This window comes from Paenibacillus sabinae T27 (assembly GCF_000612505.1).
In the GTDB taxonomy this organism is placed as follows: domain Bacteria; phylum Bacillota; class Bacilli; order Paenibacillales; family Paenibacillaceae; genus Paenibacillus_AQ; species Paenibacillus_AQ sabinae.
This window is the reverse complement of the sequence record NZ_CP004078.1, coordinates 1,568,394-1,585,013: the sequence shown is the minus strand read 5'-3', so window position 1 is coordinate 1,585,013 and position 16,620 is coordinate 1,568,394. Positions and strand designations below refer to the sequence as shown.

Annotated in this window: 16 protein-coding genes; 4 read left to right on the top strand and 12 right to left on the bottom strand. The window is 48.7% G+C overall.

Translation table 11 applies throughout. The features are described 5' to 3' along the window. Positions 1-40 precede the first annotated feature (40 nt). The 3 genes from PSAB_RS07290 (at position 41) to PSAB_RS07280 (ending at position 2,316) form a co-directional block, all read left to right on the top strand. A complete protein-coding gene (locus PSAB_RS07290) occupies positions 41-637 on the top strand; it encodes an NADPH-dependent F420 reductase (protein WP_025333924.1) in 597 nt (198 codons plus the stop codon). Positions 638-763: 126 nt separating this feature from the next. Further along, on the top strand, positions 764-1,165 hold the full coding sequence (locus PSAB_RS07285; protein WP_025333923.1) for a hypothetical protein: 402 nt from the start codon (positions 764-766) through the stop codon (positions 1,163-1,165). Continuing rightward, positions 1,162-2,316: an MFS transporter gene (locus tag PSAB_RS07280; protein WP_025333922.1), complete on the top strand. Its 1,155-nt coding sequence runs from the start codon at positions 1,162-1,164 to the stop codon at positions 2,314-2,316. Before PSAB_RS07285 ends, PSAB_RS07280 begins: the two co-directional genes overlap by 4 nt. 39 nt (positions 2,317-2,355) lie before the next feature. Here the strand turns inward: PSAB_RS07280 and PSAB_RS07275 are convergent, their stop codons facing one another. After that, the gene (locus PSAB_RS07275) at positions 2,356-3,804 is read right to left on the bottom strand and encodes a sucrose-specific PTS transporter subunit IIBC (RefSeq protein WP_025333921.1); all 1,449 of its coding nucleotides are present in this window, start codon (positions 3,802-3,804) and stop codon (positions 2,356-2,358) included. A 16-nt stretch (positions 3,805-3,820) separates the two neighbouring features. Beyond that, on the bottom strand, positions 3,821-5,458 hold the full coding sequence (locus tag PSAB_RS07270; RefSeq protein WP_275452089.1) for a glycoside hydrolase family 13 protein: 1,638 nt from the start codon (positions 5,456-5,458) through the stop codon (positions 3,821-3,823). 117 nt (positions 5,459-5,575) lie between these two features. Here PSAB_RS07270 and PSAB_RS07265 point away from each other — a divergent pair, with 117 nt between their 5' ends. Continuing rightward, on the top strand, positions 5,576-6,439 hold the full coding sequence (locus tag PSAB_RS07265) for an AraC family transcriptional regulator (RefSeq protein WP_025333919.1): 864 nt from the start codon (positions 5,576-5,578) through the stop codon (positions 6,437-6,439). A 129-nt stretch (positions 6,440-6,568) separates the two neighbouring features. Here PSAB_RS07265 and PSAB_RS07260 read toward each other — a convergent pair whose 3' ends face one another. From PSAB_RS07260 to PSAB_RS07215, 10 genes are all read right to left on the bottom strand, one after another. Further along, positions 6,569-7,909: a sulfatase family protein gene (locus PSAB_RS07260; protein WP_025333918.1), complete on the bottom strand. Its 1,341-nt coding sequence runs from the start codon at positions 7,907-7,909 to the stop codon at positions 6,569-6,571. A 58-nt stretch (positions 7,910-7,967) separates the two neighbouring features. Then, on the bottom strand, positions 7,968-8,795 hold the full coding sequence (locus PSAB_RS07255) for a carbohydrate ABC transporter permease (RefSeq protein WP_025333917.1): 828 nt from the start codon (positions 8,793-8,795) through the stop codon (positions 7,968-7,970). A gap of 11 nt (positions 8,796-8,806) precedes the next feature. Next, on the bottom strand, positions 8,807-10,114 hold the full coding sequence (locus PSAB_RS07250) for a carbohydrate ABC transporter permease (protein ID WP_025333916.1): 1,308 nt from the start codon (positions 10,112-10,114) through the stop codon (positions 8,807-8,809). 100 nt (positions 10,115-10,214) lie between these two features. Then, positions 10,215-11,564 (bottom strand): ABC transporter substrate-binding protein, encoded by a 1,350-nt coding sequence (locus tag PSAB_RS07245; protein ID WP_025333915.1) that lies wholly within the window; start codon positions 11,562-11,564, stop codon positions 10,215-10,217. Between the two features lie 120 nt (positions 11,565-11,684). After that, positions 11,685-12,713: a LacI family DNA-binding transcriptional regulator gene (locus tag PSAB_RS07240; RefSeq protein ID WP_025333914.1), complete on the bottom strand. Its 1,029-nt coding sequence runs from the start codon at positions 12,711-12,713 to the stop codon at positions 11,685-11,687. Between the two features lie 355 nt (positions 12,714-13,068). Beyond that, a complete protein-coding gene (locus PSAB_RS07235; protein ID WP_025333913.1) occupies positions 13,069-13,698 on the bottom strand; it encodes a YfbR-like 5'-deoxynucleotidase in 630 nt (209 codons plus the stop codon). Positions 13,699-13,803: 105 nt separating this feature from the next. Next, complete coding sequence (locus PSAB_RS07230) at positions 13,804-14,628, bottom strand: Cof-type HAD-IIB family hydrolase (protein WP_025333912.1); 825 nt, start codon at positions 14,626-14,628, stop codon at positions 13,804-13,806. 28 nt (positions 14,629-14,656) lie between these two features. Then, the gene (locus PSAB_RS07225; RefSeq protein ID WP_051529735.1) at positions 14,657-15,442 is read right to left on the bottom strand and encodes a DeoR/GlpR family DNA-binding transcription regulator; all 786 of its coding nucleotides are present in this window, start codon (positions 15,440-15,442) and stop codon (positions 14,657-14,659) included. A gap of 122 nt (positions 15,443-15,564) precedes the next feature. Further along, positions 15,565-15,930: a glyoxalase/bleomycin resistance/dioxygenase family protein gene (locus PSAB_RS07220; protein WP_025333910.1), complete on the bottom strand. Its 366-nt coding sequence runs from the start codon at positions 15,928-15,930 to the stop codon at positions 15,565-15,567. A gap of 41 nt (positions 15,931-15,971) precedes the next feature. After that, positions 15,972-16,547 (bottom strand): NAD(P)H-dependent oxidoreductase, encoded by a 576-nt coding sequence (locus PSAB_RS07215; protein WP_025333909.1) that lies wholly within the window; start codon positions 16,545-16,547, stop codon positions 15,972-15,974. Positions 16,548-16,620: the final 73 nt, after the last annotated feature.

The window sequence follows — 16,620 nt, the reverse complement described above, 5'->3', positions numbered from 1 at the left end:
AAAATTGAAACCAAAACCCAAATTTGAGAGGAGAATTTATATGTCTATTGGAATTATTGGCGCAGGTGAAATCGGGCAAGCCTTTGCCAAACATGTCGTGAAAGCAGGTTATGAGGTGCTCCTGAGCAACAGCCGCGGACCGGAATCGCTTGCTCCGCTCGTCGCCAAACTCGGGGGCAAGAGCAAAGCGGTTACTGTTAAAGAAGCTGCAGCAGCTGATATCGTGTTTATTGCCCTGCCATGGAAACATCTAAAAGAAGCAGTTTCCGATTTGCCTGAATGGAACGGACGCATCGTGATCGACGCCATGAACCCGATTATTACTCCCGAATTCATCGTGGCTGATCTTGGTGGTAAAACGTCGAGCGAGGTGGTTTCGGAGCTCGTTCCCGGCGCAAGGGTGGTCAAAGGATTCAATACGCTAACTCCCGCTGTTCTGGGCTCCGATCCGCAAATTGTTGGCCGCCGCGTCATCTTCATATCCGGCGATGATGCCGCAGCAAAGGCGGAAGTTGCCCGCATAAACGACAAAATCGGATTCGCCACCGTTGATCTTGGCGGTCTTGCCGAAGGCGGCAAATTGCATCAGTTCCCGGGAGGCCCCTTCCCTACACTTAATCTGATCAAATTGCCATAAGTCTCGTCAGCTGCAGGGGTCCGGGGACAACTGGCTATCCAGCGCCGCCGGTGACCAGAGCGTTCCTTGGACGCCCGTACCGCTGACGTTTGCAGGCTAAAAAATGAGCGATGGAGCGTGATAGATATGGTTTATTATGAATCCCCTCAAGTGGAGATTTCCTGGAATGAAGCGCAGCAGATCATTGAGCTGACATGGAAGGCTTTCGCCCAAGACGCACAGTTTCGTACCGCTATGGATAAGGTAGTGGAATTGGCCGGAAAAATGAATGGCAGCAAAGTGCTGTATGACAACCGCAAGATGTCGGTCATTAGCCAAGAGGATCAAGCCTGGGTTTCCCAAAATTGGGTGAAGCGGGCATCGGACATCCAATACTGCGCCGTTGTAGAGCCGGAGAAAGTCGTCGCCAAATCAAGCTTAAACCGGATTGTCGGCACCATCGACGAGTTTCCGTATGAGTTGAAATCTTTTCAGCTTAGGGAAGATGCGGTTAACTGGCTTACTGAAATGAGGCATAAAGTCAGATGAGAGCTTATATCTATTCTGCCATTATCGCGTTCGGACTGTTCAGCATCGTCAACACTGAATTTGGCGTCATCGGCACGTTTATACAAATTACAGAAAAATACCAAATCAGCGCTTCGCAGACGGGTATGCTGGTAAGCCTGTTTGCGCTCTCGATTGCGATATTTGGCCCGTTCATGACGCTGCTGTTCTCAGGGTTTAACAAAAAACGGATCATGGCGTCCGTGCTTGGCCTTTTTGCCATCGCCAATCTTCTGTCGGCAGCCGCTCCAAACTTTTCCGTTCTGCTGATCGTCCGCATCCTGCCCGCTTTTCTTCATCCGGTCTATTTCTCGCTGGCTTTCGTAGCTGCGGCTAGTTTTTTCCCGAGCGGACAAAAAAGTAAAGCGACAGCCTACGTTTTTACCGGAGGTACGGTCGGAATGGTTCTTGGTGTCCCGTTCACCTCTTTTATCGCGGATCAATTTTCGCTTGAAGCCTCCTTTTTGTTCTCGGCCGCGCTGAATCTGATCGCGTTAATCGGTCTGCTCATCTGGGTTCCAAGCATGCCGGTAACCGCCAAATTATCTTATAGGCAGCAGCTCGGAGTACTGGCAAAACCCCAGCTATGGCTGAACATTGCCACCGTCTGCTTGACCATTTCCGCGATGTTTGCCGTATTCAGCTATTTTGCGGAATATCTCGGACAAATTACAAAGATGAGCGGGAAATTAATAAGCACCATGCTGATTCTGTTTGGGGCAAGCGGTGTTCTGGGAAATTTGGAGGCAGGGCGATTGCTTAGCAAACACGTTGTCAAAACGACCCTTCTGTATCCTGCTGTATTGGCCGTCACGTATCTGATCGTATTCTGGGGCGGAAGTTACTTCATTCCAATGATGATCATCGTGGTTGTATGGGGATTCATTCATACCGGGGGTTTTATTATCAATCAGAACTGGTTGGCCTCCGAAGCATCTGAAGCGCCTGAGTTCGCCAACAGCCTGTTCGTCTCTTTCTCGAATTTGGGCATTGCGATCGGCACCGCTTCAGGAGGCCAGTTCTTATTGCATATGGGCACACACCAGATCATCTGGGGCGGTTTAATGTTTCTGGCGCTTGCGGTCACCCTGATGCTTGCCAAAATAAAATGGTATGGCATCCGCAGCATTTAAGGGAGCTGGTCGTTTGTTAAGTGAATAAAATCGCGATGCTTAGGAAGCGATTTTATTCACCCGCTTTAATTCTACATTCAGTTTTTTTGATTTTGACAAAATGATCGTTATTACAAATCCCGATACAAAAGAAATCAAGATGGCAACTAAAAAGTTCAGCACACTGCCAGCTTGAATACTGACAAACCCTATCAGTCCAGCTGGTCCGGGGGCTGCGTTTAAAATGTGATTGAATGCTACAAAGGCGCATCCAAAAGCTGAACCGATCATAGCGGCATAAAACGGATATTTCATTTTCAGGTTAACGCCAAACATCGCGGGTTCCGTAATGCCAAGCAGGGCGGAAATTCCGGAAGAAACCGCAATGCTTTTCATTTTTTTGTCTTTTGTCAGCAGCATGGCCGCAAATGTCGCGCCTCCCTGGGCAACATTATTGCATGAAACAAGTGCCAGTAAAAACGAACCGCCAGCAGCAATTAACTGAATGTCAATCGGAAGAAGACTATGGTGCATACCCGTTAATGTCAAAGGAGATAAAATCAACCCAAAAACGGCTCCACCAAAGAAACCAAGTGTATCATACAGCCAAACCATTCCATCAGCCAAAAGATTCCCGGCGGATCTCATTATTCCGCCAACTACAGTGAACGTAAGAATGCTTGTGATAAATACCGTTAACAACGGAGTTAATAAGTTATCAAGAAAAGACGGAACGATTTTACGTAAATTTTTCTCGATTCGCGCTAGGATAAATGAAGCAGCTAAAACAGGAAACACGGTTCCTTGGTAGCCCACTTTTTCAATTTCAAATCCAAAAACATTCCATACCGGCACTTTATTATTCAAAATAGCTTGCCCGTATCCATATGCATTTAAAAGATCCGGGTGCACCATGATCATTCCCATGACAGCTCCTAAATAAGGGTTTCCTCCGAACATTTTTGTTGCGGAGAATCCTATTAATATCGGCAGGAACACAAACGCTGCATTAGCAAACACATTGATCATGTTCGCAAGATCGGTTATGTTCGGGTACACATCAACTAAAGACCTGTCTTTGAAAAATAATCCGCTGGAGGTTAAAACGTTGTTGATACCCATCAATAAACCGGCGGCTACCAGTGCCGGAATAATCGGGACAAATACGTCGGACAACAATTTCACCAGCCTTTGGACCACATTCATTTTATTGTCGGCTTCTTTTTTAACGTCCTCTTTACTAGATTCTTTAATACCTGCTAATTCAACAAAAGCGTGGTACACTTCATTGACCGTACCAGCACCGATAATAATCTGATATTGTCCTCCATTGCTGAAGTGGCCTTTAACCATATCAATATTTGATAATTCATCTGTTTTGACAGTGGATTCGTCTTTTAACACCAACCGAAGGCGGGTCGCGCAATGCGCAGCACTGATAATGTTCTCCGATCCGCCAACGGCAGCTAGAATTTGCTGTGAAGCTCGTTCGAATTTGTGGTTAGTCATTATTCTGATCCCTCTTTCAGATGATTTCATATATAATGGCTTCATACGGACGCAATGTAACGTTTTTTAAATCGCTGCTCGAGTGGCTGTAGTTGCTAATTAAAATGTTTACGGCTGAATGACTTTCGGGAGAGTAAGAAAAAGTGGCTTCCGGTTCGTAAAAATTGCATACAATAATCAGTTTTTTGTTTTCGAGTATCCGTTCGTAAGCATAAATATTGGGTTCCGAATCAAGAAGACGATAGGTCCCATAAATAAGTGTGTTGTTTTGTTTACGAATCTTAATTAATTTTTGATAATGATAAAAAACAGAATCCGAATCATATAAAGCGCTTTCTACATTAACAGAAGGATAATTGGGATTAAGCTTCATCCATGGTTTTCCTGAAGAAAATCCTGCATTTGCTGCATTCGACCATTGCATTGGGGTTCTGGCATTGTCTCTTGCTTTCATATAGAGCGATTCCATGATGTCTTCTTCGCTAAAACCGGCTGCTTTTCGTTCTTTATAAATATTTTGAGTTTCAATATCCATATAATCTTCTATGGACTCAAAAGCAGCATTTGTCATGCCGATTTCTTCTCCCTGGTAGATATAGGGGGTTCCTTTCATTCCATGTAATAAAGTGGCCAACATTTTGGCAGACTCCACCCTATATTCACGGTCATTCCCCCATCTCGATACAATGCGGGGCAGGTCGTGATTGTTCCAAAATAAGCTGTTCCAACCCTCTTCGTTTAAAGCATATTGCCACTTGCTTAACACATGCTTTAGTTCATTGAGCTCTAGCTTTTTCAAATCCCATCTTTGTTTGCCCGGAATTTTATCTAGCTGAATATGTTCAAACTGAAAGATCATGCTCAATTCCTTGCGTTTGGGGTCAGAGTACAGTTTCCCGTCTTCAGTTGTCGCGCCCCACGTTTCTCCAACCGTTAACAAATCTTTGGTTCCAAACGTTTTTTGATTCATTTCCTGCAAATAATCATGAAGTCTAGGCCCGTTTTCTTTTATTTGTTTATCGGGATCTTTTCCGATCAAATCAATCACATCCATACGGAAGCCGCCGATTCCCTTGTTAATCCAAAAGTTCATCATATCCCAGATGCTGCTGCGCATTTTTTTGTTTTCCCAGTCCAAGTCGGGCTGTTCTTTGCTGTAGAAATGCAAATAGTATTGGTTGGTTGTTTCATCAAATTGCCACGCTGAGCCACCGAAATTCGATTTCAGTTCGTTGGGTTCTTTGCCGTTAACCGGATCGCGCCAGATATAATAATCTCTGTACGGATTGTCTTTTGATTTTTTTGCTTCTATAAACCACGGATGCTGGTCTGAGGTATGGTTGACAACAAGATCCATAATAATTTTAATGCCGCGCTTGCTGCTTTCTAATAACAATTTATTCATATCTTCCATGGTTCCAAATTCCGATGAGATGGAGTAATAATCACTAATATCGTAGCCATTGTCTACGTTGGGGGAATCATAAACGGGACTTAGCCAAATGACGTCGGCGCCTAATAATTTTACATAGTCTAACTTTTGAATGATGCCTTGTAAATCGCCAACCCCATCACCATTACTGTCGTAGAAGCTACGGGGATATATTTGATAAATCACACTTTTGTGCCACCATTTTTTTTGAATCTCTTTCATTTTTGCTCTCCTTTTTGTCAATTGGAAACGTCTTCAGTATAATGAATGTTAGCAGTTCTTTCTTGCACATTTTCAAAATTTATAACACTATTCTCACTTTTTAAGGAGAAAATAAGAATGAAATCATCTTTAAAAGAAAATTCTATTCACGGCACTCCGTCTTTTCCGTTGCATATATACAGCAAGATACGTAAAACCGATTATTATGTAGGGTATCACTGGCATGAAGAATTAGAATTTATTTATGTTGAAGAAGGAGAAATGGAGGTGACGCTCAATTCAGAAATCATTCATGTTTCCAGAGGAGAATTTGTTTTTATCAATTCTGGAGACTTGCATCAAGTTACCTCAAGCGGTCCATCCATTCATCATGCTATTGTTTTTCATCCCCAGTTATTGAATTTTGAATATCCAGACATATGCCAGCAATCGATTATCAAGCCGATTACCTCGGGAGCCTTGCAATTTCCTTGTGCCATACATTTAGATAAGGAATCAAAAGAGGAGTTATCAGGAAAGTTACGAAATATCATTGCCATAAAAAAGGGGGAAAACAAGCTATCATCCTTGCGTATTAAAGTGATTCTCCTTCAAGTCATCGATCTTTTATATGAAAGAAAACTCTTCCTGGAAAATCGACTTCATACAAAAGTCAAACAAGAAAAAATCAAAAAAGTGATCCTATATATTGAGGAACATTACAATGATAAAATTTTTCTTGAGGACTTAGCTTCGCTTGTAGGAATGAATAAAAATTATTTCTCAAAATACTTTCAAATAGCTGTAGGGAAAAATCCAGTTACGTATATTAATGAATACCGGTGTGAAAAAGCAGCGAAACTGCTAAAAAATAGCGAGTTAAAAGTTTTAGAGATTTCCTTGATGGTGGGTTTTGAAAACTTCAGCTATTTTATTCGTAAATTTAGAGAGTACAAGCACTATTCTCCGTCGCAATATAGAAAAATGGTTTATGATAATTAACAAAAAGAAGCAGGTGTTAACGCACAATGCGTGATGACCTGCTTCCAGTCCGAATTCATGCTATGCCTGGTTTGCCTTGACATGTATTCGCAAAAGGCCTATGAAAAAGCCGCTTTATCTTTTAAACCTCTATCCCCGATTGGAGCGATACCCTCTGCCGTTCTTATACTCTTCCTGCCAACCGGGGGCGGCGGTTCCCGGTACTTTGCCGCTTAGCAGCCGGTCGGCGCCCGAGATCATCCAATCCTCTACCTTTCCCCGCAGCTCCAGTAGAATGTCTTGATATGCCGGATCGCCGGCCAGGTTCCGCTCCTCCAGCGGATCATTCGCAAGGTCATACAGCTCTTCAGGGACATTCGGCTTGTAGTATTGCTCCCTCACTTCATGGCCGGAAGGGCTGAGGTGAATGTCGAGCGGCAAATACACGGCAGGCCCGTCCTCGAAATTGCGGATATATTTGTACCGGTCCGTGCGGACGCCCCGCATCGGATGATAATCGTCATGCCACGTCAGTTCGGCGAAGAAATGGTCGCGTGTCGAGGGCCCGTCCGCATTCTCCAGCAGACTGTAAAAGCTGAATCCATCGATGTCCTTCGGTGGCGCCGCTCCCGCAAACTCCAGCAGAGTCGGCATCAGATCAATGTTGCAGAGCAAATGGCCGTTGACCTGCCTTGCCCCCAGCGTCCCCGGGCACCGCATAATGAGCGCGGTCTCCAGCCCCGCATCCATCAGGGTGCCCTTGGCCCGGGGGAAGGCGATGCCGTGATCGGTCGTATAGATCACCAGCGTCTCTTCCGCGAGCCCCAATGCGTCCAGCCGGGACAGGATGCGGTCGATGCCATGATCGAGCGTCTTCACCGAGCCGTGCAGCAGGGCAAAATCTTCCCGCACCCGCTCCGTATCCGGCAGATACGGCGGCGGAACGATTTTCTCCGCCGGATCGGCCACCGGCGCGTATTCGTCGAAATCGCGGTGGGTTTCAAAGAAACCGACCGAAGCAAAAAACGGCCGTTCCTGCTGCCCGGACGCTTTGTCCTCCAGGAAAGAGACGACCCGCTCTGCGACGTCAGCCGCCCGGTCGCCCGGCACCGGGAGGACTGTTTCATATCCCAGCTTATATGTAGATGAAGTGCGGTCGCCTCCGGCCTCGCCGATCGTTTCATGGCTGAAGCCGATCAGCGCCGTCTCGTATCCGGCTTCGCTAAGGCTCATCGGCAGTGTTGTAACCTCCGGATCTATCGAGAAGCCGAGATGGCTTAGCCCGATCATGCCGTGACTTTGCGGATACAGGCCGGTAAGGATGCTCCCCCGGCTCGGGCTGCACTGCGGCGCCGGGCAGAAATAATTGCTGAAGCGCACCCCTTCCTCTGCCAAAGCGTCAATCGCCGGCGTTTCAACCGATTGTCCATAGCAGCCTAAATACCGGCCGGTGTCGTGCGAGATCATCAGCAAAATATTTTTACGCTTCATTTATCATATCCTCCTTTTGTATTCGGTCAGAGTAATTTTCCTATGTCATTGGACCGCATTATTGCTTCACCGCTCCCGACGTCAGGCCCGCAATAATCCGGCGCTGAAACAGCAGCACGAGCAGCACCACCGGAACCGTCACGGTCACGGTCGCCGCCGAAATTTCTCCCCACGGAAACGTAAACTCCCCCTGGAACATGGCAATGCCGACAGGCACCGTCATCATCGACTGCTTCGTATTGATCGTCAGCGCGAACAGGAACTCATGCCACGCGTCCACGAACACGATAATCGCCGTCGTGAACAGCCCAGGCGACACGAGCGGCAGCAATACCCGGCTAAAAATGCCCAGCAGAGAAGCGCCGTCCACCTTGGCCGCCTCCTCCAGCTCAGTCGGAATCTGTTTGAAAAATGTGGTCATATACCAGATCGCAATCGGCAGAGCGTAGGTGGTGTAGGGGATGACCAGCCCCGCGTACGTATTGCGCAAACCTGTGGATTGCATAAACAGAAACAGCGGCGACAATGTGGCGATTTGCGGCAGCATGGATACGGCGAGCAGAATCCCGAGAAAAAATGTTTTTCCCAAAAAATGAAGTCTTGCTACCGCATACGACGCAAAGGCCGCAATACTGATCGAAACAAACATCGTCAGCACGCCGACCACGAAGCTGTTAAGCAGATATCTGCCGAACGGATGATTCGTAAAGACGGAAATGTAGTTCTCCAGCGTATATGCCGGGACCTTAATACTGAAAGCGTACTCTCCATATAAATACAGGGGGGCTTTTAATGAAGCAAGCAGCACCCACAGAAACGGAAAAATGATAATCCCTATAAACACGATAATAGCGATATAAAACAGCAGTCCTGCCTTTTGTCTCATGCTCTTCCTCCTTACCCGGCGCGCCGGCCGACAACATCGGACCCCAGCCATTTGACATACGCCATGCTGATCAGCAGCACACAGACAAAGACGATGACGGAAAGCGCCGAGCCTTTGCCGAAATCCAGTTCACTGAACATCGTTTTGTACGCGTAAATGGAGACCGATTCCGTTGAATTGGCGGGACCACCGCCGGTAAGGACGTAGATCAGATCGAACACGCGGAAGGCATCCAGCGTACGGAACATCAGCGCAACGAAAAAAGCGGGCTTCAGCAGCGGCACGGTGACATGCACAAACTGCTTCCATCTTCCGCCCCCATCTACCCATGCAGCTTCATATAGGGAGGAAGGAATGTTCTGAAGACCGGCTAGTAGCAATAAAGCTACGAAAGGAGCCGTCTTCCACACATCCGCCATAATGACCGAGCCCATCACCCGTGAGCCTGAAGACAACAGCGTTCCCATATCCGAAATCAGCCCGGCTTCGTACAGCAGCTTCGCGACAATGCCGTTCTGCCCGTCGTACAGATAATGCCAGATCATGGCCGAAACGGCAGTCGGTGTAGCCCACGGAATGAGCACCGCCGCACGAACCAGCCCCCGCCCCCTAAAGGAGCGATTCAGCAGCAGCGCAATCAGGAGGCCAAACAGCATTTCCAGCGCTACGGCAAACACGGTAAACAAGAGGGTATTGCTCAGCGACTCCCACAGCCGCCCGCCCGACATCAATTCTTTATAGTGCGATAATCCGACAAAATTGGGAGCCTGAAACGTATCCAGCAGGGCACTGGTTAGCCCGATGACCTCATCCGGGCGGTCCAAAGACCCGCCGGCCTTGAGTCCCGCCAGTTCCTTTCGAATCTCTTGAAGCTCCGCCTTCAAACGCTCAGCCTTCGCATTGTCCACCGGGATGAACCGCAGCTCCTGCGGAATCGGCGAAAATGCATCCAACAGCTCGTTCACCTTGCCCAGCCTCTTGCGAAATGCCGGGTCCTCTTCAAGCCCTTGGCTGACTTCCTCCAATTTACTCTGGACGGCGGACAGTGCGGACGGCGCACCTCCCCCGGCATTTCCGGCTTCCCGCTTCACTGCCCGGAGCAGGCCGGGAAACCGATCGGCATACTGCTCGATATTCACCGAATACGAATAGTGGATGGCATTGCGGGTTGGATCGTTCAGCCGGAGATCGAACATGCTGATCCAGAAAGAACGGAGCAGCGGCCAAAGCGCAACGGCAGCGATAATCAGCACAGCGGGAAGAATCATGGCGTATGCCGCTCTTCCTTCTCTCCATTTGCTTTTGTTCTTAAGCGGCATGGTATGACACCTCCTTACTCTTGTTGCGCTACGCCCAAAAACGAGTGAGGAGCCGTAAATACGGCTCTTCACCCGCCTGTCTTGGCGTACCGCTTATCGATTATTGAGAAACAACAGCCTTGATTTGCGTTTCTAAGTTGGTCAGAGCTTGCTCGGCAGTCTGCTGACCGGCGATGGCTTTGGAGACTTCCACTTGAATCAGCCCCGAGATTTTTGCGTATTGCGGCGTAATGGTCCGCGGAACCGCGCTGCCAAGACCGTTCACGAAATCGTGATTGGCAAAGAGCGGGCTGGCCTTCTGCACTTCCGGATCATCGAACAGCTTCAGGTAGGTCGGCGTTTGTGTATTGTTGATGGCTACGATTTTTTCCCCTTCCTCGCTGATCAGGAATTTCAGGAACTCCCACGCTTCCTTCGGATGCTCGGAATATTTGCTGATGGCACCCAGCCAGCCGCCCAGCGCAGCTGCGGAACGGGCATCACCGGCAGGAAGCGGCGCAATGCCTACTTTACCAACAATTTTGGAGACCTTCGGATCATTGGCCTGCGCGTACAAGGCCGGCCAATGGCGGGCAAATACGGCGTCGCCTTCGATGAACGCGGTCAAGGTTTCTTTTTCCGTGAAAGTATTCAGGTTGGAAGGAACCGCCTTCGAGGTTTGGATATCGATCAGCTTCTTGAGTCCCTTCAAAGCCTCAGGGCTGTTAACGACAACATTGCCCTGATCGTCAATGATTTTGCCGCCATAAGCGTTCACCAGCTCGGTAAAGCCGACAGCCAGCCCTTCATACTGCTTGCCTTGCGTCACAAATCCGTACTTGGTTCCGCCCTGGCCCTTCAGCTGCTCCGCCTGCTTCAGAAGCTCGTCCCAGGTTGTCGGAACCTTCTTCACCAGATCGGTGCGATAATAGAGCAGACCCGCATTGTTGTATCGCGGGAACGCCCACTGCTGGCCGTTGTAATAGCCCGCTTCAATACCGCCCTTCAAGTATTCGCTCGTGTTAATGCCGTCCTGCTCGATATAGCGGTCCAGCGGCAGCAGGAATCCGGCTTGGGCGAATTCGGCCGGCCACGTCACATCCAGATTCAGCACATCAATCTCGGAGGATTGGCCGCTCAGAATCGTCAGAAGCTGGTCATGCATTTGTGAGGAATCATTCGGGAACTCGCGGACCTCGACGTCGATGTCCGGATGCTTCGCTTCGAAGGCCGCCACCAGCTTCTTGGTGCCGTCGGTCTGGTCCGCGCCTTGGCTGAAGACGATTTTCACTTTTTCACCCGCTGCCGGTGCGGCGGAAGCTGCCGCCGAAGGCGCTGCGGAAGGCGCTGCGCTGGATTCTCCGCTTGCGCTGCCTGAGCCGGAAGTGTTGTTGCCGGAATTGCCGCAGCCCGCGAGCAGTACCCCGGTCAGAATCAGTGCCACACTTAATTTCCCTGCTTTTGTTCTCATTGTTTAACTCCTCCTTATGGAATTTAATGAATAGGTTACAATTATTACAAAATAGAAAAGCTTTTCAGCTTGGCCTATAGATTACTCCGTATCCGTCTCTTTACTACACAGCAGCCGCATCTACTTGATAACGGCCTGCTGCGTACAGTCGATCACGGAATTTCGTTCGATAATTTGGTGAGGCACACAGGTTCGCAGTTCCTCGATTGGCTCCCCATTGATCACTTTCAGAAGCTTGTCCACCGCCGAAAAACCGATCTCATACAGCGGCTGGGCTACCGTTGTCAGCCGGGGAAAGCTCATTCCCGCCATCCGGGTGTCGTCAAAGCCGATAACCGAGATATCGTCCGGGACCCGGATCTGATTCTCATGTAAGTACGATATGGCGGCCAAAGCCCGCTCGTCGCTGGATGCAAATACAGCCGTCATTTCCGGAAATTTGCCATGCAGACGTTTCATCGCCTCGTAGCTGTCCTCAAAATGATATTTCCCGAATTCCACGCAGACCGCCTCGTCAGATTCGATCTGATAATCCCTCAATGCCCGAAGAAATCCCTGAATCCGCGGATAGCCGGAGATGGGATCGTTAGGAGGACCGCTGATCATGCCGATTCGGGTATGCCCCCTGCCAATCAGATACACCGTCGCATCGTAGGCGGCCTGCTCATCGTCGACCTTGACGGATGGAATTTCAAATTCCGGACTATGGGTAGCCGCCAGCACCACCGGAAAATCAAGCGTCTCAAACATCTCATAACTATCGCGGGGAAGCGGCTCGCTTGTCCAAATGACGCCGTCAATCTGCTTCTCATACAGTACCTTCAGGATGGAATTTCTCCGCCCGGCGCTTGCGTCCGTGTTGCAAATAATCAGATTGTAGTCCGACTGGTGGGCCGCATCCTCCATGCCTCTAAGTACAGCGGGATAAAAAAGATTGGAGATATCCGGAATCAAAACTCCTAAAGTCCCGGTCCGCTTATGTATAAGTCCCCTCGCAAGCGCGTTGGGCGAATAGTGCAGCTCGCGGATGGCTTCCAGAACCCTCTGGCGTTTCCTGGGAACGACCAATTCGGGATTGTTCATTACTCTCGATACCGTGCTTATGGATACGCCGGAGAGCCGGGCCACATCTTTGATCGTCGCTTTCATCTCAATCACCTTTCACAGAGCGCCTTGCCAAACTGAAAAGCTTTTCAGTTTCTCGTAATGAAATTTCATCCACTCCCTTCATTTAGATAGAAAAAGGCCCACTTCACTCGTAATCGAGTTCGGCAGGCCGTTGGTTTGTCCAGTGGGCTCTTCGTTATGAAATTGAAAGTTTCATTGGAGAAACTATATCATGATAAATCCAATGGGTCAAGTATGAATTATTATTTTATATCGGGGAATCTCAGAAGGGAAAACATCGCGATTAGGGGTCAGAAGATCAAGAAAAAAGCCTAAACCAGCCGGCTCAGGCTCTTCGTCCGTTATTGCAGCGCGTAGACGCTCATGGCTCATCATCTTAATTAGCCAGTACTTCCTCCGTAATCCGTCTGATGTCGACAGGGGAAATCGTCTCTTCGTTTACAAGATCGGGCAGGATGTATTTAAGAAAATAACCGACACAGTGCAGCGGGATGTCCTTGATCTTCGTCAGGGCGCTGCGGTACATCGTGATAAATTCCTTCTCCGTATTGCCCTTTTGCAGCTCGGCGAACGCCTCGTACACCTGGTCCAGCTTGTCGGCGACTTCAAGAATGCGCCCTTCCACCGATTGATCCTTGCCTTCGCGAAGCTGATTATAGAAGATGCTTTTGAATTCGGACGGGATGTTTTCTTCGATAAAATGGTGCACCATCCCCTCCTCGACCTGCTGGATCAGCGCCCGAAGCTGCGGGGAGGAATGCTTGACCGGCGTTTTGATGTCGCCAATAAAGATTTCGCCGTAATCATGGCTACTCGTAATCTCGTAAAGCTTCTTCCAGTCGATCTTCACGCCGTGCTGCTCTTCGATATCTGCCAGCGTCTTGGCGTACTGCACCACTTTCCAGGAGTGGGCCGCTACACTGTGTTCCTCGAATTTGAACTTCCCCGGACAGCGGATAATCCGTTCAAGTCCGCCCAGAGACCGGAAATATGCATGGATTCCCATCGGTTCAGCCACCCTTTTTAGTGTCATGAAGTCTTGATTCTACTATAAGTAACTTATGTTAAGGGCATATTAACTAGAGATTGAACCGGGGAGGGAAATCCTGCCTTACTGCAATTCAGGGGATAAAACAAACCGCTTGATCCCGTCCTTCAAACCGTCCTCGTCATTGCTGAGCGTAACCTTGTCGGCTATTTGTTTGACTTCGTCCGGCGCGTTCCCCATCGCAATCCCCAGCCCCGCGTACAGGATCATGTCAATGTCGTTGTAATTGTCGCCGATCGCCATCAGTTCCTGGTTGGAGATGTGAAACACCTCTTCCAGCTCGCGGATCGCATATGATTTGGACACCATTTCGTCCATGATTTCCAGATAAGTATCTTTGGATTTGTACAGGCTGATGCCCGGGACCACGGTTTGCAGGGTTCGCGTAAGCCGGTTAATCTCCTCCGGATGTCCCATACATAATATTTTGTGAATCTCGGGATCTTCGTCAACATACGCGGACAACTCGCGCTCGGCCGGATCGACCTTGATAATCTCCTGCTCCTGAATGACCCACGGGTCGAAGCGGTCGGCAACAATCCACTGGTCGTGGCTGTAAAGACTGATGCTGATGTCCGGAAAGCCCGTACTAGCGATATGGAGGATAGCCTTCACGCTGTTATTGTTCAGTCCAATGCTGTGAAGCGTTTCCCTGCCACCGCCATCGCTTCCGCCAAGAACGAGAGCCCCGCTGTAACATATGACGGGCGCATTGATTTCAAGCTCCTGCTGCAGCGACAGAATGCCGCTCGGCATCCGGGCCGAAACGAGGACAAACGGAATCTCGCGTTCCTTAACCTCCTGAATAACGGTTTTGGTGCTCGGCGTAATCTGGTGCCGCGAATTCAGCAGAGTACCGTCAATATCGCTAAAAATCGCTTTGATCATAGCGCATCGCTCCTTGACAATTTTTGGCTTACTCTTCCCCGGCCGTCCGGATCAGTTCAATCCCGCTTTCGCGCAGGACAGGCAGCAGGTGCTCCGGCGGGCTTTCGTCGGTAATCAATAGGTCGATATCGGAGAACTCCATGCCCCTGAATGAAGCGGTCAGATTGAACTTTTGGCTGTCCGTCAGCACAAATACTTTTCCGGCCCGCCCAGCTACAAGCTTTTTGACCAGTGCGTCTTCCCGGTTCGCAAAATAAATGCCGTCCTCCATAATCGCTGCCGCCCCCAGAAAGACCTTGTCAAAGTAAATTTCGCTGAGCTGCTCCGCTTGGGATTCGTTATAAAAAAACCGATTTTCGTAGTTAAACTTTCCGCCGAGCAGATGAAGCTCCACGTCCGTATTGCCCGCAAGAACCTCCGCGTTGTCGAGCGAGTGGGTATATACCGTAATCTTTTCCCGAATCTCCGCGCACAGCTCCCGGACCGTCGTGGAGACATCCATAAAGATGACCTCCCCTTTGCCAATGTAGGCGTTGGCCGTCCGGGCGATTTCAAGCTTCTGTGCGGAAGCGGCGGCCGCGCGCTCCTTGTAGGCTTTAATTTCTTCCTTAAAAAATGGCAAAGCAATTCCGCCATGCGTCCTTATGGCAGCGCCTTCCTCCACCAGCTTTATAATGTCCCTTCTCGCCGTATCTCTGGAGATGTCCAGCAGCTCGCATATGTCCGCATTCGATAGCTGGGTATGGGTCTTTAGTTGATCCAAAATTTTGAGCAGCCTTTCCTCCTGGTAAATGGAAAACTCCTCCCTTCTCATCCTCATTATAAGCATTATTAAGCAATTTGTTAAGTGTTTTTAAGTATTTATTTTAACAAAAAAAGCAGCCTGTCCGGATCGCCGGAACAGACCGCTTAAGAAGGGGAGCAGAAAAACCTGTATCATACCGGAACGACTTGCACATATTCCGCAATCAAGCCGTCCGGATGTTTGGCAAGCATAATCCAGCTTCCGGGGGTCCGCTTGGGTTCCGTCAAACAGACTGCTCCATGCTGCTGCAAATAAACGGCCGCTTCCTGGATGGAATCAACCAAAATAGTTGCACTTGCAGACTCATATAGCCGTCTGGACTCCGCATCTCCTGCAATAATGACAGTACGGGCAATCATCGCCAGTTCCAAATTCAATTCCTCATAAAATACGCGAGCTTTGCATTTTTCCTGATACAAATCTTCATAGAAGCGAATGGTTTGATCCAGGGCATCTCTTTCAACAAATACTCGAATTAATGTATCCAACACCTTCATGAACAGCACCGCTTTCTTATATTTTAGGTATTTGCTAAGCTTTAAAGTTGACGCGCCTGACGGTAGACATTTTGCAGCCACTTCTCTCTTCGCTGGATACTGCTGCCCTTCATTCCCGCAAACATCATTCTCTTCACAGAACGAATGCCGCAAAACTTCAGGATGGAAGTCTTGATGACTTTCCATTCGGTGCTTCCTCTTAAAAGCCTCACAAACCAGGAAGGGGAGTCGATCGTATAGATCACCCATGCAGATTTTCCCGCCAGTAATCCCTTAGGCATCAATCCTTCATAGATATAGGCAAAGCCGGATACGAACACTCTGTCAAAAAAACCTTTTAAGATCGCAGGCGTACCGTACCACCAGACAGGGTACACAAAGATAAAATGATCTGCCTGTTTCACAAGATTACGATAACGTTCCGTTTCCGGATCATTCTTTAAATCCCTTCTCTTGGAGGTCTCGCCGAACTTCAGAACGGGATTAAATTGTTCTTGATACAAATCAATAACAGTGAATGCATGGCCTTTCTCTTTCAGTCCTTGCTTTACTTTTTCCAGGGTGGCATGATTGAAGCTTGCCGGATTGGGGTGCGCATAGATGATCAGTACGTTCATTTAAAACTCTCCTTCGATTCAGAAAATAAATGACACATCATTTAATAGGGTAAAAAGAAACGTCTGCGCCGTC